Annotated in this window: 21 protein-coding genes and 1 pseudogene; 8 read left to right on the top strand and 14 right to left on the bottom strand. The window is 62.8% G+C overall.

Annotated elements, in window-relative coordinates:
- Positions 1–389, top strand: a 389-nt coding sequence (locus WH91_RS11450; RefSeq protein ID WP_046171152.1) for an ISL3 family transposase, incomplete at its 5' end; no start/stop codon positions are given.
- A gap of 408 nt (positions 390–797) precedes the next feature.
- Here the strand turns inward: WH91_RS11450 and WH91_RS11455 are convergent.
- On the bottom strand, positions 798–1,502 hold the full coding sequence (locus WH91_RS11455) for a GntR family transcriptional regulator (protein ID WP_046171153.1): 705 nt from the start codon (positions 1,500–1,502) through the stop codon (positions 798–800).
- Between the two features lie 223 nt (positions 1,503–1,725).
- On the opposite strand from WH91_RS11455, the gene WH91_RS11460 reads away from it, so the two are divergent.
- The 6 genes from WH91_RS11460 (at position 1,726) to WH91_RS11485 (ending at position 8,038) form a co-directional block, all read left to right on the top strand.
- On the top strand, positions 1,726–3,306 hold the full coding sequence (locus tag WH91_RS11460) for an ABC transporter substrate-binding protein (protein ID WP_046171154.1): 1,581 nt from the start codon (positions 1,726–1,728) through the stop codon (positions 3,304–3,306).
- Positions 3,307–3,311: 5 nt separating this feature from the next.
- Positions 3,312–4,298 (top strand): ABC transporter ATP-binding protein, encoded by a 987-nt coding sequence (locus WH91_RS11465; protein ID WP_046171155.1) that lies wholly within the window; start codon positions 3,312–3,314, stop codon positions 4,296–4,298.
- Positions 4,295–5,308 (top strand): ABC transporter ATP-binding protein, encoded by a 1,014-nt coding sequence (locus WH91_RS11470; protein WP_244542438.1) that lies wholly within the window; start codon positions 4,295–4,297, stop codon positions 5,306–5,308. The genes WH91_RS11465 and WH91_RS11470 overlap by 4 nt, the downstream gene beginning before the upstream one ends.
- The gene (locus WH91_RS11475; protein ID WP_046171156.1) at positions 5,308–6,243 is read left to right on the top strand and encodes an ABC transporter permease; all 936 of its coding nucleotides are present in this window, start codon (positions 5,308–5,310) and stop codon (positions 6,241–6,243) included. The genes WH91_RS11470 and WH91_RS11475 overlap by 1 nt, the downstream gene beginning before the upstream one ends.
- A gap of 124 nt (positions 6,244–6,367) precedes the next feature.
- Positions 6,368–7,171 carry an ABC transporter permease gene (locus WH91_RS11480; RefSeq protein ID WP_244542439.1) on the top strand — a complete coding sequence of 268 codons (804 nt, stop codon included), beginning with the start codon at positions 6,368–6,370 and terminating at the stop codon, positions 7,169–7,171.
- A gap of 48 nt (positions 7,172–7,219) precedes the next feature.
- Positions 7,220–8,038, top strand: coding sequence for a sugar phosphate isomerase/epimerase family protein (locus WH91_RS11485; RefSeq protein ID WP_046171157.1), 819 nt, complete (start codon positions 7,220–7,222; stop codon positions 8,036–8,038).
- A 565-nt stretch (positions 8,039–8,603) separates the two neighbouring features.
- Here WH91_RS11485 and WH91_RS11490 read toward each other — a convergent pair.
- From WH91_RS11490 to WH91_RS24640, 7 genes are all read right to left on the bottom strand, one after another.
- Positions 8,604–9,668: an ABC transporter ATP-binding protein gene (locus tag WH91_RS11490; protein ID WP_046171158.1), complete on the bottom strand. Its 1,065-nt coding sequence runs from the start codon at positions 9,666–9,668 to the stop codon at positions 8,604–8,606.
- Positions 9,665–11,587 (bottom strand): glycoside hydrolase family 127 protein, encoded by a 1,923-nt coding sequence (locus WH91_RS11495; RefSeq protein WP_046171159.1) that lies wholly within the window; start codon positions 11,585–11,587, stop codon positions 9,665–9,667. Before WH91_RS11495 ends, WH91_RS11490 begins: the two co-directional genes overlap by 4 nt.
- A gap of 22 nt (positions 11,588–11,609) precedes the next feature.
- Positions 11,610–12,476, bottom strand: coding sequence for a carbohydrate ABC transporter permease (locus WH91_RS11500; protein ID WP_046171160.1), 867 nt, complete (start codon positions 12,474–12,476; stop codon positions 11,610–11,612).
- On the bottom strand, positions 12,473–13,396 hold the full coding sequence (locus WH91_RS11505) for a carbohydrate ABC transporter permease (RefSeq protein WP_046171161.1): 924 nt from the start codon (positions 13,394–13,396) through the stop codon (positions 12,473–12,475). The genes WH91_RS11500 and WH91_RS11505 overlap by 4 nt, the downstream gene beginning before the upstream one ends.
- Positions 13,397–13,446: 50 nt before the next feature.
- Positions 13,447–14,685 carry an ABC transporter substrate-binding protein gene (locus WH91_RS11510; RefSeq protein ID WP_046171162.1) on the bottom strand — a complete coding sequence of 413 codons (1,239 nt, stop codon included), beginning with the start codon at positions 14,683–14,685 and terminating at the stop codon, positions 13,447–13,449.
- A 50-nt stretch (positions 14,686–14,735) separates the two neighbouring features.
- Positions 14,736–15,755, bottom strand: coding sequence for a LacI family DNA-binding transcriptional regulator (locus WH91_RS11515; RefSeq protein ID WP_280140245.1), 1,020 nt, complete (start codon positions 15,753–15,755; stop codon positions 14,736–14,738).
- Between the two features lie 220 nt (positions 15,756–15,975).
- Positions 15,976–16,143, bottom strand: coding sequence for a hypothetical protein (locus WH91_RS24640; RefSeq protein ID WP_158409553.1), 168 nt, complete (start codon positions 16,141–16,143; stop codon positions 15,976–15,978).
- Between the two features lie 387 nt (positions 16,144–16,530).
- On the opposite strand from WH91_RS24640, the gene WH91_RS24235 reads away from it, so the two are divergent.
- Positions 16,531–16,725: a hypothetical protein gene (locus tag WH91_RS24235; RefSeq protein ID WP_199533515.1), complete on the top strand. Its 195-nt coding sequence runs from the start codon at positions 16,531–16,533 to the stop codon at positions 16,723–16,725.
- A gap of 19 nt (positions 16,726–16,744) precedes the next feature.
- Here the strand turns inward: WH91_RS24235 and WH91_RS11530 are convergent, their stop codons facing one another.
- From WH91_RS11530 to WH91_RS11555, 6 genes and pseudogenes are all read right to left on the bottom strand, one after another.
- Positions 16,745–18,196 (bottom strand): aldehyde dehydrogenase, encoded by a 1,452-nt coding sequence (locus WH91_RS11530; RefSeq protein ID WP_046171166.1) that lies wholly within the window; start codon positions 18,194–18,196, stop codon positions 16,745–16,747.
- Positions 18,193–18,936, bottom strand: a complete 744-nt coding sequence (locus WH91_RS11535) for an ABC transporter ATP-binding protein (protein ID WP_046171167.1) — start codon at positions 18,934–18,936, stop codon at positions 18,193–18,195. The genes WH91_RS11530 and WH91_RS11535 overlap by 4 nt, the downstream gene beginning before the upstream one ends.
- On the bottom strand, positions 18,929–19,654 hold the full coding sequence (locus tag WH91_RS11540; RefSeq protein ID WP_046171168.1) for an ABC transporter ATP-binding protein: 726 nt from the start codon (positions 19,652–19,654) through the stop codon (positions 18,929–18,931). The genes WH91_RS11535 and WH91_RS11540 overlap by 8 nt, the downstream gene beginning before the upstream one ends.
- Positions 19,651–20,543 (bottom strand): annotated as a pseudogene (locus tag WH91_RS11545) (branched-chain amino acid ABC transporter permease). Before WH91_RS11545 ends, WH91_RS11540 begins: the two are co-directional and overlap by 4 nt.
- A gap of 20 nt (positions 20,544–20,563) precedes the next feature.
- On the bottom strand, positions 20,564–21,436 hold the full coding sequence (locus tag WH91_RS11550; protein WP_046171169.1) for a branched-chain amino acid ABC transporter permease: 873 nt from the start codon (positions 21,434–21,436) through the stop codon (positions 20,564–20,566).
- A gap of 180 nt (positions 21,437–21,616) precedes the next feature.
- Positions 21,617–22,852 carry an amino acid ABC transporter substrate-binding protein gene (locus tag WH91_RS11555; RefSeq protein ID WP_046171170.1) on the bottom strand — a complete coding sequence of 412 codons (1,236 nt, stop codon included), beginning with the start codon at positions 22,850–22,852 and terminating at the stop codon, positions 21,617–21,619.
- Positions 22,853–22,882 lie beyond the last annotated feature (30 nt).

Genomic DNA, 22,882 nt, shown 5'->3' on the forward strand with positions numbered 1-22,882 from the left:
GAGTGCCGTCCGCCAGAACCATCGCGCGGTTGATGACCACCGCTCGTGATCATCTGAGCAAGGCAGAAACCGTCACTATCGCCGCTATCGAGACCGGCGTGCCAATGCTTGCAGAGGCGCGTCGGATCATTGACGACTTCCACGTCATGATCCGCAAGAAAGATGTCGCCCGGCTCGACCCGTGGATCGCAGAGGCCGGCGCCAGCCTGATCGCATCCTTTGCCAAGGGTATCACCAATGATAAATCCGCCATCCGCGCGGCGATCACCCAGCCATGGTCCAACGGTCAGGTCGAAGGGCAGATCACCAAGCTCAAGCTCGTCAAACGTCAGATGTACGGTCGCGCCAAGCTTGACCTGCTCCAGGCCAGACTGATCGGAGCAACATGATCCTGCGATCATCGAATGTGCGTCAGAGCCCCTGTTGCACGCCGATAGGTGGTCCTTATCCGGCGCCGATTGACACCACCGCCAGCATCCCGTTCGCCAAGGCGCTACAAGTTCTCACACAGCCTCGGGTGGATTGCGGACTGGCGGCATTGAGTTGCCAGTGTTCGAATGCGGACGTGGCCATCCACTCTCAGCTCGCAGCGGTGTTTAGGTGCGCCCAGACTTCAGCCAGCGTAGGCTTGCTCGTGACCATGGTGTCAACCCACCTGCTTGCGGACATAGCCTGTATGCCCTGTCCAGTCGCTGCCACTGGTGAGGTCAGACACTTTGCAACATCTCGCCCGCAGTTCGCCAAACCCAGAACGGCAATTTCGCTTGAGCAGCGGGCTTTTGCTATCCAAAGGTCGGCTAGTCACTGCGAAAAGACAGTCGCACCAGCCGGCCGTTCATCACCGCGTCCTGGCACTCAAGCAGCATACCATTGTCGATCCGACTGGTTGTGGAGACGACGAGGACGGGCGCATGGGAGGGACATTCGAGTAAATCTGCCTCTCGTTGCGTCGGCAGTCGGGCGCCTACGGTCCTCGACACGCGCCGCAGTTGCCCCAGACCTTCGCTCCGGGCGACAAGGGTCAGGGAATCGCACTCCAGCAATTTTCTTTCCAGATCATCGATAAGGTCGGCGCGAACGTGCCGGGTGGTCAGGATGAACGGAGTATCGTCGCCAAGGATAAGCGTGGTAACCTTGAGCAGCGGTGAGCCGATCGCAACCGCCAGACAGGCGGCCATTGCGATATCTGTCGCCATGTCGCGATACTCCACCGCCCGCACGCTCGATTTCACGCCTTGTCCATCCAACACGTCCCGGAAGCGCGACGTGGCGTCGATCTCGTAGGTGATGCCGGTTTGCATCACGAAGGAGCCGCGGCCGTTGACGCTGCGTATCAGGCCGTCCTGTGACAGGGCGAGGTAAGCGCGCCGCACCGTATTGCGGCTCACGTGATGCGTCGCCGACACTTCGAACTCGGTGGGCAACTGGCTGCCGGGCGCTAGCTCCCCCACGACAATGGCCTTGCGCAGAGTGTCGTAAACGCGAAACCACTGGGCGGCCATACAGTGTCCTTAGACAGAATGTTCTAACCTGTACCTACAGCTGTCACGCGCGATACACAATGAGCCATTAGACAAGGGCCATCACGGCAAGTGGCTCGCACCTCGATCCCTGCCAACCAATGAAACATAGCAACACTGTAGATCAAGCGGTCGGACGCGATGAATACCCGTGTCCGCCGGGACATGATTTTCCACACCTAATCGCTTTGCGAGAGGAGACAACATGACTGATTTCACCCGTCGCACCGTTCTTACGCTGGCAGCGGCCTCAGCTGCAGCCATGGCCCTGCCGCGTGCCGCCTTCGGCCAGTCCGACAATCGCTCTGAAGTAACCGTGGCGGTGCAAAAGGTCTCCAATTCCAACACGCTCGAAATGTTGTCTGAACAGTCCAATGTCGGCGCCCGCATCTATACCAGCTATGCCGAACCGCTGATCGGCACCGACTGGATCGGCGACATGTCGCTGCAGCCATCCCTGGCGACGTCCTGGACCCGCATCGATGACATGACGATAGAGGTCGAGCTGCGCGAAGGCGTCAAGTTCCACAATGGCGATCTGCTGACCGCCGAAGACGTAGCCTTCACCTTTGGTCCCGACCGCATGTGGGGCGGTGGCACGATCGAAGTTCCCGAGGCCGTGATTGCCGCGTCCCGCCGGGCCCTGCCGGCGTTCGACCGTGTGGAAATCGTGGCGCCCAACAAGGTGCGTTTCCACAATTCCAAGATCGACCCGGTGCTCGAAGGTCGCCTGGCCAGCGCCATCGGCATGGTCGTCAACAAGCGCGCCTTCCTTGAAACCGGGGACTGGATGGCATGGGCCCGCTCGCCTATCACCACTGGACCCTACAAAATTGCCGATTTCCAGGCCGATGCGGTGTTGGACCTCGAAGCCTTCGACGACCATTGGGAAGGCAGCCCGCCGCTGCGCCGTCTCCGCTTCGTCGAAACCCCCGAAACCGCGTCGCGCATCAATCTGCTGCGTTCGGGCGGCGCCGATTTTGCCTGCGATATTCCGCCCGACCAGATTGCCACGGTGGAGTCCGATAGCCGCTTTGAAGTCGTCGGCGGTCCGATCAACAACACGCGCTATACCATCTTCAACAAGTCCCATCCCGTGCTGGCCAATCCCCTGGTTCGCCAGGCGCTGACCCACTCGGTCGACCGTGACCTCATCGTGGAAGCCTTGTGGGGCGGCCGCACCACAGTGCCGCGCGGCCTGCAGTGGGAATTCTACGGCGACTTCTACATCGCCGACCACGAAAATCCGGTCTACGATCCTGACAAGGCGCGCGCCCTGCTGAGCGAGGCAGGCTATGCCGGCGAACCCATCCCCTACCGCGTGCTGAACGACTACTATACCGCTCAGACCTCGACCGCACAGATCAACACCGAAAACTGGCGGGCCGTCGGGCTCAATGTCGAGCTGCAGATGGTGGAAAACTGGGGTCAGATCAGCGAAGGCGAGCCGGCAACCCGTGGTATCCATGATTGGTCCGCTGCCGCCTCGCTGCCAGATCCCTGCGTGCAGATGCCGGGTTCCTGGGGCCCGACCAGCAATGGCTGGCGCATTGGTCAGTGGAGCAACGACGAATTCGGCCCGCTCTCGGACGAACTGGAAACCAGCGCCGATCGCACTCGCCGCATCGCGGTCTGGCGCCGCATGCTCGAAATCATCGAGATCGAGGACCCGGCCTATGTGGTGTTGCACCGCAATGCGTCGTTCACGGCCAAGCGCAAGGATATCCAGTGGAAGGCCGCGCAGTCCTTCGTCATGGATTTCAGCCGCCACAACTGGGGCGCTTGAGGCCTATGGCCTTTGTCCAGATCCGCGACATGACGGTGGCCTTTGGCACGGCCCCGGCATTGCGTGGCATCAGCCTCTCGGTCGAGCGCGGTGAAGCGCTCGGCCTGGTCGGCGAGTCCGGTTGTGGCAAGTCCATAACCTGGCTGGCCGCTCTGGGCCTCTTGCCCAAGTCCGCCAAGGTGGGCGGCTCGGTGCGGCTGGACGGGGCCGAGCTCATCGGCGCAACGCCCGCCGTGCTTGAGCCATTGCGCGGCGGGCGGATTGCCATGATTTTTCAGGATCCCGCTTCGAGCCTCAATCCCGTGCACCGCATCGGTCGGCAGATCGCCGAAGCCCTGGCCCTGCATCGGGGCATGAAGGGGGCGCGGGCGCGGGCCGAAGTCATCCGGCTGCTCGATCAGGTCGGCATCCCAGACGCCAGGAACCGCCTCAATGCCTATCCGCACGAACTTTCAGGCGGGCAGAACCAGCGCGTAATGATCGCCATGGCGCTGGCGGGTGAGCCGGAGCTGTTGGTGGCCGACGAGCCGACCACCGCGCTCGATGTGACGATTCAGGCGCAGATCCTCGATTTGCTGGGCACCATCAGGCGCGATACCGGCATGGGCCTGGTCCTGATTTCCCATGATCTGGGGGTCGTGTCGGAAACCTGCTCGCGCATCGCGGTCATGTATGCAGGCCGCATCGTGGAAGAGGCTCCGAGCGACCGCATCTTTGCCTATCCCAGCCATCCCTATACGCGCGGGCTGATCGGCGCCATGCCGCCAATCAGCGGCCTGCGCCGCAAACTGGTTTCCATTCCCGGCAGCGTTCCGGAGGCCTCGCGCATGCCCCTGGGTTGCGCGTTTGCCCCGCGCTGCAGCCTCGTCATCCCCGATTGCACCCGCATCGATCCGGCCGCCGGCGCGGTGGAGCCGGGTCATGTCGCCGCCTGCATCCGAGCCACTCCGGCCGCAGTACGGGCCCCTATCATGGAAAGTGTTATGGCATGATGCCTGCTGCCACTGCGCTTTTGAGCGCCGATAACCTCGCGCGCACTTATAGCGTAAGACGCGGCATGAGCGGTCGCGTCACCCATGTGCGGGCGGTGGACGGCGTCACGCTGACCATCGCGCGGGGTGAAACCCTCGGACTGGTCGGAGAATCAGGCTGCGGCAAGTCGACGACGGCACGGCTGGTGCTCGGGATCGAGCGCCCCGACGAAGGTCAGGTCAGCTTCGATGGCGCGGCCATGCCCCGCTCGAGCAGTGCGGCGTGGGCGGCCTTGCGCAAGCGCATGCAAATGGTGTTCCAGGACCCGCTGAGCGCTCTCGACCGGCGCCTGCCGGTCGGCATGCAGATCCGCGAGCCGCTTGAAATCCACCGCATCGGCACCCAAGCCGAGCAAAACGAGCGCGTTGCTGCTGTCATGGCGGAAGTGGGCCTGCAGCCCCATCATGCCAGCCGGCATCCGCACTCCCTGTCGGGCGGGCAGCGCCAGCGCGCCGTGATCGCCCGCGCCCTGGTGACCCAGCCCGATCTGCTGGTCTGCGACGAGCCCATCAGCGCGCTCGACGTCTCGATCCAGGCCCAGGTGATGAACCTGCTCGTCGAATTACAGGAGCGTCTGGGCATGGGCATGCTGTTCGTCAGCCATGACCTTCGTGCTGTGCGCCAGATCAGCCACCGCGTTGCGGTCATGTATCTGGGCCGCATCGTCGAGGAAGGCACGCCGGACGACATTCTGCACGATGCCGCCCATCCCTATTCGCAGGCTCTGGTCTCGGCGATCCCCCATCCCGGCAAGACTGCCAAGCGCATTGTGCTGCAAGGCGATCCGCCCAACCCGGCGGATCGACCCTCCGGTTGCGCCTTTCATCCGCGCTGCCATGTCGCGGCGCCGCTGTGCCGAGCCGAAACGCCGCTACTGAAGCCGCGCCTCGGCGATGGTCGGCGGGTCGCCTGCCACGTGGCGCATGGCGAGATCGCCCCCGGCCGCGGCGTTGAACTGGAGCTGAGCTGATGCTGCATTATTTCGGGTCGCGACTGCTGCGCGCCATCGTCAGCGTGGTGATGGTGGTCACCTTCGTATTCATCGTCCTGCGCCTGTCGGGCGATCCAGCCATTGTCATCATGGGGGCCGACGCCCCGCCCGAGGCTGTCGATGCCTTCCGCACCTCATGGGGCCTCGATCAACCGATCTGGGTGCAATACCTGACCTTCTTCAAGGCCATTTTCAGTGGCGATCTTGGCCAATCCATGCGCGATGGCCGCGATGTCGTCTCCGTGGTGCTCGAGCGCGTGCCCTCGACGCTGGCCCTGACCGTCCCCGCTTTCCTGCTCAATGTCGGTATCGGCATTCCGGCTGGGGTCTACGCCGCCTTGCACCGCAATTCCGCCATTGATCGCTTCGTCATGGTCATGGCCGTAACCGGCTTTGCCATGCCCTCCTTCATCCTGGCCATGCTGCTGGTACTGGTCTTTTCGGTCAGTCTGGGCTGGCTGCCATCGGCCGGGCAGGATTCGTGGCGCCATGCCATCCTGCCCATCGCCACCATGGGCTTTGGTGGGGCTGCGCTCTTGGCTCGATTCACCCGCAGCGCCATGCTTGAAGTCCTGGGCCAATCCTATATCCGCACCGCCAGCGCCAAGGGGCTGTCCTGGTCAGCCGTGGTCTGGCGTCATGCCTTGCAGAATGCGGCCATCCCCACGGTCACCATTATCGGCTTCATGCTGGGCGGCCTCGTCGCTGGCGCGGTGGTGGTGGAAAGCGTCTTTTCCTGGCCCGGCGTTGGACGGCTGCTGGTCGTCTCGGTCGCCAATCGCGACCTCGCCGTGGTCCAGGCCATCGTGCTGATGATCGCCATAACCATGGTGGCGGCTAACCTCGTCGTGGACGTGCTTTACGGCCTGCTCGATCCCAAAATGCAACTGCAGACGCGCCAGGCGCGCGGCTGATCGCCCCCCTTACTGCCGGAGACAGCACATGGCCGATATCCAATCCACCGAGGCCAGGCCCGGGCGGTCTGGGCTTGCCCAGGGACAGAACCTGCTGGCCCAATTGGGCCAGGTGCCGGTGCTGATGGTGATCGCCGTGATCTGGCTCGGTTTCATGCTCGCCGTGGCGCTGCTCGCCGATGTCATCACCCCCTATCCGTATACGCAGATTTACCTGCACAACCGGCTGAGCACCCCGGTGTTCATGGGCGGCGACTGGGCTCATCTGCTGGGCACCGATGAACTGGGGCGCGATGTGCTGTCGCGGTTGATTGCCTCCATCCGCATGAGCCTGCTGATCGCCTTCGGCGCCACCATCATCGGGGCAGTTCTCGGCGTGACGCTCGGCTTCGTGGCGGCCCACTTCCGCGGCTTCATCGAGCAGATCGTGCTGGCGTTGGTCGATTTTTCCGCGGCCATCCCGTTTCTGGTCCTCGCCTTGGCGGTGCTGGCGTTTTTCGGCAATTCGATCACGCTGTTTATCTGCCTGCTGGGCCTGCATGCCTGGGAGCGCTATGCGCGCATCGCCCGGGGGCTGGCCATTAGCGGTAATGCGCAGGGCTATGCCGCAGCCGTTCACCAACTGGGCGCCTCGCCCCTGCGGCTCTATGGCCGCCACATCCTGCCCAATATCGCCTCGACGCTGATCGTGTCGATGACGCTGGCCTTCCCGGAGATCATCCTGCTCGAGAGCGGTCTGTCCTTCCTTGGCCTCGGCGTGCAGCCTCCCAATACGTCCTTGGGCAATATGGTCGGCTTTGGTCGGGAATACCTGACGGGCGCGCCTTGGATCATGCTGGCCCCGGCCTTCGTCATCACCGTCACAGCGCTATCCATCTCGCTGCTGGGCGACTGGCTGCGCGACAAGCTCGATCCCACTCTCACCTGACTTTACCCCCCGCCGGTGCAAGCTGCCCGGTCACGAAAGGACGCGACTATGACTGATCTGCCTATCCTTGGCGCCGCCATGACGTTGAAGGACGTCGAAATCAACCGCAACTGGCTGCTGGAAATGCCACGTGACCTCGAGCTGCAGGACTTCGTCCCGGCTGAGGTGCTGGCGGGCGATTGGCAGAGTGTGGTGGACGAGGCTCGGCGCCTGCTCGATGGGCACCGGGGTCGCCTCGGCATGCATGGTCCTTTCATGGGCCTCAATGTCGCCTCCGCCGACCCCGACATCCGCGCTGTCGTGGCCAAGCGCATGGACCAGGCCCTCGACGTCGCTGCCGCGCTCGACGTGACGCAGATCGTTATCCACAGCCCCTATTCGACCTGGATGCACAACAATCTCGACAACTGGCCCGAACAGCGCCAGCGCGTCTTCGAGCTGACCCATCAAACGCTCGATGCCGCCGTCAAGCGCGCCGAGGACCAGGGCTGCGTCTTTGTGCTGGAAAACATCGAAGACAAGGATCCCGCCGATCGCCGCAAGCTGATTGAGAGCTTTAATTCGCCCGCCTTGGCCCTTTCGATCGATACCGGCCACGCCGCCTATGCCTTTGGCTCCACCGGCGCGCCGCCGGTCGATTACTATGTGCTCGATGCCGCTGAACAGCTCCAGCACGTGCATCTGCAGGATGCCGATGGCTATGCCGACCGCCACTGGCCGGTTGGCCACGGCAATCTCAACTGGCGCGCCATCTTTGGCCGGCTGGCCAATATCTCATCCAACCCGCGCCTGATCATCGAAATCCGCGACAAGTCCCTAATCCAGGCCTCTGCTGCCCATCTTGCAGCGCTGGGACTAGCCCAGTAGACATGTGACCGTCGTCAATCGCCAAGACATCGATCTTGGCGATTGATCCGAGTTGCTGCATTGGCCCAATTCAACGGTCTAATTGTGGCGGAATAAGCGATGTTAGTCTCGGCTTTGACTGAGCGGCCTGTCATCGATAATTGGACGGAAACGACAATAGCGCAGCAAGTGTCCGCTTTACGCCCACCTGGCCCCAAAGCTTCCGGCCCCAAATTTGCCAGACCAACAACGTCCGCTTTCCCTGAAGGCCATCCCAAAGCGGACAGGCAGCTTGCCACCCCGTTGTTGCCAATTCCCTCGACCCATTTTGGTCATCGGAGGCGGAAGCTCCATACTCCGAAAGTTACAGCGCATAGGTTCTGCCCGACGATCCCTCTTAGTTCTGAGAACGACGGGAAGATATTTGTATCTAAATGAAGCGCCGTCATCGAGATTGGCTACCAATCCAATGCCACACCGCGTTTGCCGCCCGGGGCGTGGCGCGCTGCCGAGCCGCTTAGTCTAGGCTTGCAGGAGAGAACTGCGCCATCCAGGAGTCACAGGATAAACTCCCACTTATCTACATCTAAAATAGTTTAATTCCCTGGGGGTCAAACAGACGAAGCTCGCTTGGCTTCCAAGCGAAATGGATCAGCTTATTGACGGCTAGGTCTTCGCCTTCGCGCTGTTCAGCGACCAGATTTTGGCCATCGGACAGCTGGCAATATACGTAGCGAGTGCCGCCCAGATATTCGCAGAAATCGACCGTCGCCCGGAGCGTGCCGGGGGCCTCCGGAGATACCACCAGATGCTCGGGACGCAGGCCGACGGTCACCTTGCCGCCGTTGGCGGTATCAGTTGCCGGCACCTCGATTTCAGCACCTGCCACCACAACCTTACCGGTGCCTTGCACGCTTGCGGTCAGCAAGTTCATCCGTGGTGAACCGATGAAACCGGCGACGAAGGTATTGGCGGGGTGCTCATACACTTCGCGCGGCGTGCCGACCTGCTCGACGACTCCGTCGCGCAGGACGACGATCTTGTCGGCCAGCGTCATCGCCTCGGTCTGATCGTGGGTGACATAGACCATGGTATTGCCGAGTTCGCGATGCAGCCGAGCGATCTCAATGCGCATGGAGACGCGCAACTCGGCATCCAGATTGCTCAGCGGCTCGTCGAACAGAAATACCTGCGGCTTGCGCACGATTGCGCGGCCGATGGCGACACGCTGGCGCTGGCCGCCGGACAGCTGGCCGGGGCGGCGATCAAGCAGCGGCTCGATCTTGAGGATTTTCGCCGCCGCATCGACCTGGGCGGCGATCTCGGCCTTGGGCACATTGGCCATGGAGAGGCCGAAACCGAGGTTTTCCCGCACGCTCATATGCGGATAGAGCGCGTAGGACTGGAACACCATGGCGATGCCGCGCTGGGACGGATCGAGGTCGGTGACATCCTTGCCGCCAATCTCGATATCGCCGTCGCTGACTTCCTCGAGCCCCGCAATCATGCGCAGCAGCGTCGACTTTCCGCAGCCGGAAGGGCCGACAAAGACGACGAATTCGCCTTCGCCCACTACAAGATCCACGCCATGGATCACCTCGAGCGGACCAAAGCTCTTGCGGACCTGCCGCAGCCGCATGCCGTCGGTCATGGCCGCTGTTCCGCGCGCACCCAGACCAGCATTTCGCCCGGCTCGCGATTGTCCCACAGATGATAGGGCACCATGCGCGCGGTATCGGACTTGGCGCTCGGCACCGCGTCGCTATAGAGCGCGTCGCCCCAGCCGTCGGCGAGTTCGCGCAGCACCGGCAGGTCGATGGCGATGGCGCCGTTGAAGTTTGGGATGGTCGCCGTTTGCGATTGGCCCAGGCCATCCCCGAGCAGGATCGAGTTCAGGCCCACCGGGTTGTCGGCGCCTTCCAGGCAATAGACCAGCGGCCCGCGCATTACCGCGACCCGACCGGCGTTCTGCCGCACCTTCGGATTGGCGCGTAGCGCGCGTGGCACCAGCGGCAAGTCCAGCCGCACGCTGTCCCCCGCCCGCCATTCGCGCTCGATGCGCGCATAACCGTCGACGGTGACGCTATCGACATCGACCTTCTGGCCGTTGACGGCGATGGCCGCACCCTTGGCCCAGGCCGGAATGCGCAGCGACAGCGCAAACGGCGTTGGCTTGTCCACCGCGACCGACAGGCCGATCGCACCATCCCAAGGATATTGCGTCTGCTGCGTCAGGGTCACCGCCCCGCCCGCCAGTTCGACTCGCGCTGTGCTTTCGCCATAGAGATGCACCGCGATTTCATCGTCGGCCACGCCATACATATACGAGCCGATCGAGGCGACAAGCCGCGCGATGTTCGGCGGGCAGCAGGGGCAGCGGTGCCAGATCCAGCGATGGTGTTTGCCGGCGCTTTCCAGCGGGTTTTCGTAGAAGAAGGTCTTGCCGTCGCGCGACAGGCCGGCGATAGCGCCGTTGTAGAGCGCCTGCTCCATGGTGTCGGCATACAGCCGGTTCGGCCCGCGCCCCAGCATGCGATTGGCCCAGAACACCAGGCCAACCGAGGCGCAGGTTTCGGCATAGGCACTCTCATTGGGCAGGTCGTAATAGTCGGTGAAGCCCTCGTTCGCCGCCGCCGGCCCGATGCCACCGGTCAGGTACATCTGCTTTTGCGTCAGGTCGGCCCAGAGCGTTTCGAGCGCATGGGTCAGGCTGTCGTCATTGTACTCCGTGGCAATATCGGCCATGCCCGAATAGATATACATGGCCCGCACGGCGTGGCCGACCACCTTGGTCTGGTCGCGCAGCGGCAGATGCGACTGGTTATATTCCAGCGTATTGGCCTGCACGCCCTTCGGATCGCGGCCATGCGCGATGGCTTCCTCGACGAAGAAATTGGGGGCCTGGCCACGCTCGTTGACGAAGAATTTTGCCAGTTCCATATAGCTGGTATTGCCGGTTTCGCGCGCCAGCCGCACCAGGGCCAGCTCGACCTCCTCGTGCCCGCAATAGCCGCGCACCTGACCCGGCCCGCGCCCGAAGCGCTTGACCATGTAGTCGGCCATCCGGCTCATCACGTCGAGGAATTTGCGCTTGCCGGTAGCCTGATGATAGGCCACTGCGGCCTCGATCATGTGGCCGGCGCAATAGAGTTCGTGGAAATCGCGCAGGTTGGTCCACTTCCATTCCGGCTTGATGCGCTGGAAGAAAGAATTGAGGTAACCGTCTGCGTCCTGCAGCTTTTCGTAGAGATCGATAATCGCGTCAGCCCGTGCTTCCAGCGCCGGATTGGGCTTGCGATAGAGCGAATAGGCAATGGTTTCGATGGATTTGGCCAGATCGCTGTCCCAGAACATCTGCGTCGTGCCAAGCCAGCCGAGGATGGGAATGACTAAGCCGGGATTGGGCGCATCCACATCGACCTGTTCGAGCATACGTGCCTCGATGCAGCGATCAAGCAGGATGGCGGCGGTTTCGTCGCAGACGGCCTCCTGCCAATCGCCCCAGAAGCCGGCGACGTTGACGCTGGGTACGGGCAGAGGTCGGAATTGACGCGTGGTGGGCTGAGCCATTTTGAGGTTCCGGGGGTTGGGACTATTTGACCGCGCCGGCCATTAGGCCGCGCATGTAGTAGCGTTGCAGGATTAGGAACACGACGAGGCAGGGTATGGTCATCACCATGACGCCCGCCTGCACCGCGCCCCAATTGATCGCCCCGAGCCGGCCGGCGCGCACCGCCGTCATCAGCACCGGGAGGGTATATTTCTGGTTGTCGGACAAGAGGATCAGTGCCGCGAGGAACTCGTTCCACGAATTGAGGAAGGCAAAGATGGCCACGGTGGCAACGCCGGGCATAACCAGCGGCAGCAGCACCTTGATCAGCAATTTCAGGTCCCGGGCGCCGTCGATACGGGCGGCTTCCTCGATTTCGCGCGGCACCGCATCGAACGCGTTGCGCATCATGAACACCGAGAACGGCAGTTGCAGCGTCACGTAGACCAGTACTAACCCGACCAGGGAATTGTTGAGTCCAAGCTTGGCCAGGATGATGAACAGCGGCGTCAGGATCGACTGGAACGGGATCATCAACGTGGCGATGATCAGCACGAAGAACACGTTCTTGAGCGGAAAGCGGTAGCGCGAGAAGCCGTAACCAGCGAGCAAGCTGACGATCACTGTCAGCACAACCGTCGCCAGCGCCACGATGGTGGAATTGAAGATGTGCTGCCAGACGCCGGCACCGAAGGTATCGAGAACCGCATAGGTATCGAAGCTGATGCTGTTGGTCGGCCAGGGCGGCAGCGGCGGTTGCTGCGCCTCGCTGCCGGTGCGCAGCGAGGCCAGCCCAGTCCAGGCAAATGGCGCGAAGAAGAACAGCGCCGCGCCGATGCCAAAGGCATGGTAGCCGAAGCCGCCCCAGAATTTGCGGCGCTGGCGCGCCTGTTTTGCGGTCGCGCTCATTTGTCGTCTCCCACGCGCAGCAGGCGCAGTTGCACGACGCTCAGCGCGATCAGGATGGCCAGCAGCGCGATCGACAGCGCCGAGCCGTAGCCAAGGTGGAACGACACGAAGGACTGGTTGAAGATGTAGTAGACCACCGAAATCATCCGGTTCTGCGGCCCGCCACTGGTCATGATGTAGAACTGGTCGAAAGCCAGCACCGAGCCGGTGACGGAGAGGATCAGCGCCAGCGCAATCGTGCGGCGCATCAATGGCAGGGTCAGGTGGCGGAAGCGCTGCCAGCGCCCCGCGCCATCAATCCGCGCGGCTTCGTTGAGTTCAACCGGGATCGACTGCAGCCCGGTCAGCAGGATGATCATGGTGAAGCCCGCGACCTTCCACACCACCATGACGATGATGGTCCAGAACGCACTATCGAAGGTAGCCAGAAGGTTCACCTTCTTACCCGTGACACCCATCATGCGGATAGCCGGGCCGATGAGACCGCTATCGACATTGGCCAGCCAGACCCAGAGCAGCGAGGCCGTCGCAAGACCCACCACGACCGGCATGAAGAACACCGTGCGGTAGAACCCTACCCCGCGCCGTTGCTTCTCGACGAAAATCGCCAGCGGAAACGCCACGACGAAAATCGCGATCGTGGTGATGACAGTGTAATAGGCGGTGAATTTCAGCGCGGTGAAGAACCGGTTGTCGGTCAACAGGCGGACATAGTTGCCCAGCCCGATCCATTCTGGCTGACCCAGCAGCGGCCAGTCGTGAAAGCTCATCCAGAAGGTGAACAGCACCGGGACGACGAAGAACACGATGACAAGCGCCATGGCCGGCGCGATATAAAGCAGCCCCTGCCATTGCCCCATGCGGGCGCGGCGGCGGCGCGACCGCGCTGGCACGGCCAAGGTAAGAGCGGGACTGGTCATCGTTTGGCTCCAGACGAAGAGAGCCGGGAGCGAAGCCCCCGGCTGTTGGCTTACTTCGCGTTGTCGATGATCGACTGCATTTCGGCCTGCGCATCGGCGAAGGCTGCATCCACATCATCGCCGTAGATGGCGGCGTTGATGAAGGTGGACCATGGCCCATTGCCAGAGTTGATGAGGTCGTTGAACAGCACGGTGTAGGGCGTCTTGGCGGTCGCAATGGCGTCGACAGCGACTTGCAGGCGCGGATCGAGGCCCTTGAGCACGTCGGCGGCAATGTCGCTGCGGGTCGGCAGGCTGCCATTGGTGGCGAAGACCTTCTGGGCTTCAGGCGAGTACATGTATTCGATGAATTCCTTCACCGCAGCGAGACGCGGGCTGCCCTTGGTCACGACGATATTGTCGCCGCCGGCAAAGGACGAGGTGCCGCTGGTGATGCCCGGAATCGGCGCGATGCCGAAGTGCAGGTCAGGATACTCATTGATCATGGTGCCGATGGCGAAGGCGCCCAAGCTCTGCTGGCCGATCTTGCCATTGGTGAAGCTGAGGAAATTGGTGCCATTGTCGGTGGCGGCGCTTTCCGGAACCAGGTCCTTGACGACCATGGAGCGGTATTTTTCGATGGCAGCGCGCATTTCGGGCGTGTCGAGCGTCGCCGTCTGCGCATCCTCGGACAGGATATCCTTGCCTTCGGCCCAGACCAGCGGGGTAAAGGTGAAGATCATGCAGCCGCCACAGCCGCCGCCGGAGAAGTAAAAGCCATAGGTGTCGTCGCCGAGCGCACGGATCTTTTCGGCATTGGCCTCGATTTCGTCCCAGCTGGTCGGCGCCTTTTCGGGATCGAGGCCGGCGGCAGTGTAGAGGTCCTTGTTCCAAGCGAAAACCGAGGTTTCCACCGAGAGCGGCAGGCCGTAATTCTTGCCGTCATAGGTGCCCAGCTTCACATGCGAAGGCGCCAGAGCGTCGAAATAGGGCAGGGCATGCGCCCAATCGGTAAGGTCCTCCAACTGGCCTGCTGCCGCAAAAGAGGGTGTGTAGATCAGATCGAGAGACAGGGCATCCGGCGCCTGGCCGCCGGCAATGGCGGTAGCATATTTCTGCACCAACTCGGCAAACGGTACTTCGGTCAAGGCGACCTGGTTTTCGTGGCTCTCGTTATAGGCCTTCACCACGCCAGTAAACGCGGCGCCGATGCCGGTGCGGACCCACATATTGATCGTGTCAGCCGCCGAAGCGCTGGACACCAGGCACAGCGTGGCGACGCTGGCAGTTGCTAGAAGACGTTTAAGCATTTCATTCCTCCCTGTTAGGACCTTCAAACACGCCGGCCCATGGCGTAACTTCAGCCTGCTTCTACTCCTCCGCAGGTTTGGCGCACGACGAGCTGGCAGGGCAGTTTCCGGATTCCCGGTTCTACTGACTTGCCTTCCGCCATCGCCAAAACCGTCAGCCCGGCCTCCTTGCCGAGCGTCTTGAGGTTCATATCCACACTGGTCAGCGGCGGACGCGTTGCCGCCGCGACGATTTCCCAATTGTCGAACCCGACCACCGACACGTCACCCGGCACACCGACGCCGCGCTCCCGCAACGCATCGACGACGCCGCGCGCGATTTGGTCATTGCCGCAAAAAATACCGTCTGGGCGCGGGCGGTCACCACCCCACAACTGCGCTACGGCCTCGTGACCCCAGGCTTCGGACCATTTGCCGTGGAGAATTTCCGCGCCCGCCCCGATGATCTCAGAATAGGCATCGGCGCGCACCTTCACGGAGGCAAAGGTGGTCGGCCCGGTGACGTGAACGATGCTCTGGCGGCCCAAGCCAACCATCCATTGCACCGCTTCGCGGGAACCCTGCGCATCGTCAGAGACGAAGCGCACGCTATCGTCCGGCCCATCGGTAAAAGCATAGACCACCGGCACCGCAAGGTGACCCAGATCCACCGGCAGCCGCCGGTCGATGCGCTTGCCGGATGCGATGATGCCATCGACCTGCTTGTCCAGCATGGCGTCGACATGGATCTTGGCAAGCGCTGGATCGTCCTCGATTGTGCACAAAAATACTGACACGCCGTGATCGACCAGTGCCTCGGAAATGCCCGCCATGAGCGGCAGGGTAAAACGCCCATAAGTATCGTTGGTCAAAAGGCCGATTGTGAAGCTGCGTTTGCTGAGCAGCCCGCGCGCCATCGCATTGGGCCGGAAGCCAAGTTCGATCGCAGCGCGCTTGACCCGCTCGCGCGTCTCCGGCGCCATCCGGCCAGTGTCGTTGAGCGCTTTAGAGGCCGTCGCAACGCTGACGCCAGCCGCCATGGCGACGTCATATATGCGTACGCGCTCAGACTTTCTGGCCTGCTGTTCCACCTGAATTCCACAATTGAGAAAACGTTTGCGCAATTGATAAAACGTTTTCTCACATGTGATTTTGTGCGTCAATACGGCATTTGACCTAAATGCGTTGGCTAAAAACTACCGAGGTTGGCAAGCAGGCTTCCGGCTACGCTGCCTCCTAAGACGATGAAATCGAAGGTCAGGTCGGCGCGGCCATGTGTGCAAGCTCCATTCAAACCGTTGCCAACTCTGACTACTTTGGCGGCATCTGCAATTCGCTGCTCGTTGCAGCGGCATAAGTTGCAGTCATGCAGCATTTCTCGATACGCAAGTTGAAGGACGAAACGAATTGCACTGCCAGACGCTCTACGATCAGCACGGAATAACGGTCTGTATCGATCAGAAAATTGAATAAAAGCATGCGTTGATGCATGCCTTGGCAGTGTGCCGACCGTCGACCGATCGGACTGGTCAACATCGATTTTCCAACCCGTCGGATTTCTATCTGCGCATCACCGTGCAATCCCGTGTCCTGCACTTGTAGTCTTCCACGGACGGTATGCGTTGGCCGTTCTGCGACTGTGCGCGTTTCCAAAGCGCCCAACCAGCGTGCACACGTCCAAGGCGATTGCTTCAGTTGACCTCACCCTGAGCCTGTCGAAGGACGAGGTCGCGGCATCCCAGCCTCCACGCGCTCGACCTCGTGGTTCGACAGGCTCACCATGAGGTCTCTGCTGCATCGAATTTGTGGGCGATATTCAAACAAATAGCGCCAATCGCACAAACTGATTGCGATGACGCCAATCCGGTGCGTAAGCCCGCGAAGGCGCAGCTTCAGCGCCCGAGCACGCTGCACCAGGCCATGGTGCACGAAAACGAACGCTCGGGCGCCACCTGGACGCTCGAATGGCTGACCCTACCAAAAGTCGTGCTCACCACGGGGGCCAGCCTGCGCCTTGGCCTGCAACTGATTCAGCAGATGCAGGTGGCGCCCACCCGTTAGCGGCGGGCGCCGAACTACCTTAGATCGGATAGTGGATCGGGCCGTCCTGCACGGTGATCCAGCGCAGTTCGGTGAATTCGGCAATGCCCGCCTTGCCGCCAAAGCGGCCATAGCCAGAAGCTTTTACCCCGCCGAACGGCATCTGCGCTTCGTCATGAACGGTTGGACCGTTGACGTGGCAGATCCCGGATTCGATGCGAGCGGCCACGCTCATGGCCCGGGTGACGTCGCGACCGAAGACGGCGGCGGAGAGGCCATATTCGGTGTCGTTGGCGACGCGCACGGCTTCATCGACACTGCCGACGCGGATCACGGCGACGACGGGACCGAAGGATTCATCGCGATAGAGTTTCATGCCCGGGGTGACGCCATCGACGACGGTCGCCTGCATGATAGTGCCTTCGATGCCGCCCCCCGCGACGACGCGCGCGCCCTTGGCCACCGCGTCCTTGATCAGCGCATCGATGCGCTGGGCCGCGCTGAGGTCCACAAGGCATCCCAGCGGGGTATTGCCGGCACGCGGATCACCGGCCTTGAGCGAGGATGCCTTGGCGGCCAGCGCGGCGACGAACTGGTCGGCGATTTTGTCGTCAACGACGATGCGCTCGGTCGACATGCAGATCTGGCCCTGGTTCATATAGGCGCCAAAGGCCGCCGCGGCGACGGCCTGCTCCAGATCGGCATCGTCGAGCACCACGAGCGGCGCCTTGCCGCCAAGCTCCAGCAGAGCCGGCTTGAGGTTGCGGGCCGACAGTTCGGCAATGTGGCGGCCGACGCGGGTCGAGCCGGTGAAGTTGACGCGTCGGATCGCCTTGTGGGCGATCAGCGCCTCCACCAACTCGGGCGCATCTTCCGGCGCATTGGAGACGACATTGAGCACGCCCGGTGGCAGGCCTGCCTCTAACAGCGCATCGGCAATCAGCCTATGCGTGCGCGGGCAGATTTCGCTGGACTTGAACACCACGGTATTGCCACAGGCCAACGGCGTGGCAAGCGAGCGCACGCCCAGGATCACCGGGGCATTCCATGGCGCTATGGAGAGCACCACGCCGGCCGCCTGGCGCACGCCATAGGCGGTCGAGCCGGGGCGGTTGGTGGGGATGATCTCGCCGGTGATCTGGGTGGTCAGCGAGGCGGCCTCGCGCAGCATGTCGGCGGCCAGCATGACGTTGAAGCTGGCCCAGCCGGCGGTGGCGCCGGTCTCCGCCCCCATGGCGGCGATAAAGTCATCCGTACGCGCCTGCAGGCGATCTGCTGCAGCCAGCAGGATCTTGCGGCGAGCGGCAGGAGCGGTCTTGCTCCAGGCGGGGAAGGCGGCTGCGGCGGCATCGGCGGCGCGCAGGGCGTCGTCGACGGTGGCGGCGGCGGCGCGGGTGGCCAGTTCGCCGGTGATGGGATTGTTGCGCTCGAAGGTGCCGCCGCCGGTGGCTTCGGATTCCTCGTTATTGATGAGCAGGCCGAGATCGGTCATGTGGAAACTCCATTAGAAAGAGGGTTAGGCGCGGCAGCACCGAGAAAGGCCTGCTGCACTGCCGGATCGTCGCGCAGTTCATCGGCCGTGCCGGTGCCGGTGATGCGGCCGGCTTCCATGAGGTAGCCGCGATGGGCAATCCTGAGGCTGGCCTTGACGTTCTGCTCCACCACCAGCAGCGCAATGCCGGTTTCCCGGATACGCGCCAGTGCGGCGAAGAGCTCGGTTGTGATAATGGGCGCCAGGCCAAGGCTCGGTTCGTCGAGCATCAGCAGGCGCGGACAGCTCATCAGCGCGCGACCGATGGCCAGCATCTGCTGCTCGCCGCCCGACATGGTGCGGGCAATCTGTTTTTGCCGTTCGCCCAGACGCGGGAACAGGTCGAGTACCAGAGCGCGCTGGCGGGATTCGTGCGGGCGGGCATGGCGCGTATAGGCGCCCAGTTCGAGGTTTTCGGCGACGGTGAGTTCGCCAAAAATGCCGCGTCCTTCGGGAACCAGCGCGATGCCGGCTTCGAGGAATTTGTGCGTGGGGCGGCCCAGCAGTTCGACATCGCCAAGGGTCACAAGGGCACCGGGCGCAGGCCGGACCAGCCCGGCAATGGCTTTGAGCATGCTCGACTTGCCGGCGCCGTTTGCGCCGAGCACGACGACGGTTTCGCCGTCGGCCACGGTGATGGAGACGCCGTCGAGTGCGAGGTGTTTGCCGTAGTGCAGCGAGATGGGGCCGGCGTTAAGCATCTTCGTCCCCCAGATAGGCGCGGATGACTTCGGGGTCGGCCAGCACCTCGGCGGTCGGGCCATCGGCGATCTTGCTGCCGGCATTCATGACTATGCAGCGCGTGCAGAGCGCCCGCACGGCATCCATGACATGCTCCACCAGCAGGATGGTGATGCCGCGCTGACGCAACGACGTAATAAGGTCGATGCCGGCGCGCAATTCGGTCGGGTTGAGGCCGGCGAGCCACTCGTCGAGCAGCAGCAGCTTTGGATCGCTGGCGAGGGCGCGCGCCAGCTCCATGCGCTTGAGGTCGATATAGGTGAGGCTGTCGGCCGGTTGGCTGGCGCGGCCGGCAAGACCCACATCGGCCAGGAGGGTGTCGATATGGGCTGCGGCGGCCTTGCCCCAGAGCGGGGTCTGGCGGAAGGCGAGGGCGGCCAGCACGTTGTCGCCCACTGACAGGGAGGGGAGGACGCGTACGAGCTGAAAGGTGCGGGCCACGCCGCGATGGGCGATGCGTTCGGGACCGAGCCTGCTGATGGCATCGCCACTCAGGGCAATGGTGCCACCGCTGACCCGCAGATAGCCCGAAATCATGTTGAGCGCGGTGGTCTTGCCTGAACCGTTGGGCCCAAGCAGGCCGACGGTCTCGCCTTCGAGCAGATCGAAGCTCAGCCCGTTGACGGCGGTGAGCCCGCCGAAGCGCTTGGTAACGCCGTTGAGTGAAAGGAGGTTCACGAACGGGCCTCCTTGCGGGTGAGGCGGCACCACAGGCTTTCGCCGGCCGCCAGCACGCCATTGGGCAGCAAGAAGACGATGGCGATGAACAACAGGCCCAGGATGATCGAATAATGGTTCGGGAAATTGGCGGAGAGCCATTCGAACAGCAGGAACAGCGGGATGGCGCCAAGCAGCGGGCCGAACAGGCGATTGGGTCCGCCGAGCAGGGCCATGATGACGACGAGGAAGCTGGTGGTCGGATTGAACACGATGGATGGCTCGATATAAGTCCAGCGTGGCGCCTGGATGGCGCCTGCCAGCGTCATGATCATACAGGAGATGGAAAACAGCGTCAGCTTGGTGCTGGCGATGCGGACGCCGAGATGGCTGGCCACCACCGGATCGTCACCGATGACGCGGAGGGCCAGGCCAATGCGCGACTGGCGCACCCAGAAGGCGATGGCCAGCGTGGCCGCCATGAGCGCCAGCAATTGCCAATAGATGTGCTCGGGCCCTAGCGGCAGGAAGACGTAGCGGCCCAGGGTGCGGTGACGTTGACCTCGTAGTAGGTCACGAGCTGGCGCACCAGTTCGGTGAGGCCGAAGGTGAAGATGACGAAATAGATTCCGGCCAGGCGCAGCGTCGCGAGGCCGACCAGCAGGGCGACGATCACACCCACGCAGGCCGCAGCCAGCAGCACCAGCGGGTAGGGCAAAACCTCGCTCAGCACCGCGACCGTATAGGCGCCGAGGCCGAAGAAGGCGACGGTGGCGAGCGAAATGTAGCGGGTGGGACCCGAGAACATCGCCCAGGCGGTGGCGAGCACGCCATAGCCGAGGATGCCGATCATCAAGCCGAGCGGGTAGGGGCCGACAAGACCCGGAACGAAGGTGAGCGCGACAAGCACGACAAGGGCAAGGATGAATTTCACCGTGCGGCCTTTCCGAACAGACCCTGCGGCCGCACGACGAGCACGGCGAGGAAGATGAGATAGGTGGCAGCCAGCGTCAGCCCCGGATCGATGAAACTCGATACCAGCGTTTCGACCAGCCCGAGGATCAGCCCGGCAGCGAGCGCGCCCATCAGATTGCCGACCCCGCCCATGATGACCACGATCAGCGCCTTCATGGTGAAGACGACGCCCATGGTGGCCGAAAAGGTCAGATACATCGACACCACGACGCCACCGGCTGCGGCAAGCGCGCCGCCCAGCGCAAAGGCGAAGCGGGCAACGCTGTCGACATTGATTCCGACCAGCGGCGCGGAGGCCGGATTGGCGGCGACCGCGCGGATCACTGTGCCGAAGCGGGTGCGGGTCAACACCAGCCACAGGCCAAGCCCGAAAACGATGGCCAGCACGAAGGCCAGCAGGCGATTGGCCGCGATTGTGGTGCCAAGGACATCGACCGGTATGGCGAGGAAATTGTAGCTCATGAAGCCTGAACCGAAGATCACCAGGGCCACGCCTTGAATGACGAAGAGCAGGCCGAAGGTGGCGAGGATGGAGTCGCCTTCAAGGCGGCCGCGATCGCGGGAACGGCGGGCTAGCGGCTGTAGCAGTATGGCGTAGATCAGCCAGCTCAGCGCGAAGCCGGCGGGGACGACGATGAGCATGCCGAGAATAGGGTTGATGCGCAGCGCCGTGAACAGCACGAAGGCGCCGAAGCTGGCGGCGATGATGATATCGCCATAAGCCAGGTTCATGATGCGCGCGACGCCATATTGCAGCGTCAGGCCCATAGCGACGAGGGCATAGGTGCCCCCGAGGACGAGGCCAGTGAGAATGGCGCTGAGCAGCATGGGTGTCTCTGGTGGTTGGGCGGAAAGCAGTGCAGTCTGGACCGAGACCGTCGGTCTGTCGCCACCTCTCCCTTTTGGGGGGAGAGGTCGACCCTTTTGGGTCGGGTGAGGGCGCCTTCACAGGACGTGATGCCTGGGGAAGAACCTTCACCTCTCCCCCAAAGGGAGAGGTGAAGGTTCCTAAGCCGCCGGAATCCAGGCGGGCTTCGGCACGACGGGATCGCGGCTGCCGTCCCGCTCCGTATGCGCCAGGCCGACAAATTTGCCATCCTGCCACTGGCCGACGGTCCACAGGCTGCGCAACTGGTTGTCCACCAGCTTCACCTTGCCGATCACGGTGTCGAACTCGCCGGTCGAAATCTCGGCAGAGATCGCCTCGCGGTCGATGTCACCGACACGCTCGATGGCCTGCTGCAGGATTTCCAGACTCGCATAGGTGATGGCGCTGGCCCAGCTGTCGGGCGCCTGGCCGTTGAGCGCGGTGTGGCGCTCGAAATAAGCGACGAGGGCTTCGCTGTCGGGATCAATGCCACCGACGCCCATGACGCCATTGTGGTTCGGGCCGGCAATGCCCGGATAGATCGGGAAGGCGGTGCCAACGCCGAGATAGAACACCTTGGGGCTGAAGTTGGCGACCACCGACTGCTGGGTCAGTGCGAAGGTATCGGGCGGATAGGAGAAGGCGACGAAAGTATCGACGCCCAGCCCCGAGACCTCGTTGATGATCGGAGCAAAGTCGGAAGTGCCGAGCGGATAGGTCTTGTCATAGACCAGTTCGAACCCGGCTTCGGTGAAGGCGGGTGTGGCCGCCTTGGACAGGTCGATGCCGAAGCCATCGGCAACCGAGGCGATAGCGACCTTGTTATTGATGGTGCCGGCGTCGCGCTGCTTGACCAGCAATTGCACCAGCGCATTGGCATAGTCGTGCCCGCCGCCCAGCATCCAGAAGCTGTGCTTCCAGCGGGCAGCCAGTTGCGGCGCCATGTCGGTGACGGCTGTGCCGGCCAGTTGGGGATAGCCGAAGCGGTCAAAGGTGGGCCCGGAGGCTAGGTTGGCGCCCGTGCCCCAGGTGGGCAAGATAAAGTCGACATTGTCCTGCGTGGCGAGCCGCTCGATGGCGCGTACGGTTTCCTCGGCGGCAGAACGGTCGTCATATTCGGTGACTTCGAGCGGCAGCGTGACGCCGATCTTGCTGAGCGTGATGCCACCGGCCTTGTTCACGTCATCGACCCACAGCAGGTAATTGGGCGTGGTCGAGATGCCAGCGCCGGCCGCGTTCGCGCCGGTCTTGGAAATGGCGTAGCCGATGCGAATGGCGGTGCGATCCTGCGCCAGCACCGGCAGACCGGCCAAAGCGCTGGCCAGGGCGCTGACACCCATGCCCTGCAAGACGGCTCTACGGCTAATAGTGGTCATAGCTTCCTCCTCCTGCCCGTCGCTGCGGGC

The sequence above is a fragment of the Devosia psychrophila genome (assembly GCF_000971275.1).
GTDB classification, from domain to species: Bacteria; Pseudomonadota; Alphaproteobacteria; order Rhizobiales; family Devosiaceae; genus Devosia; species Devosia psychrophila.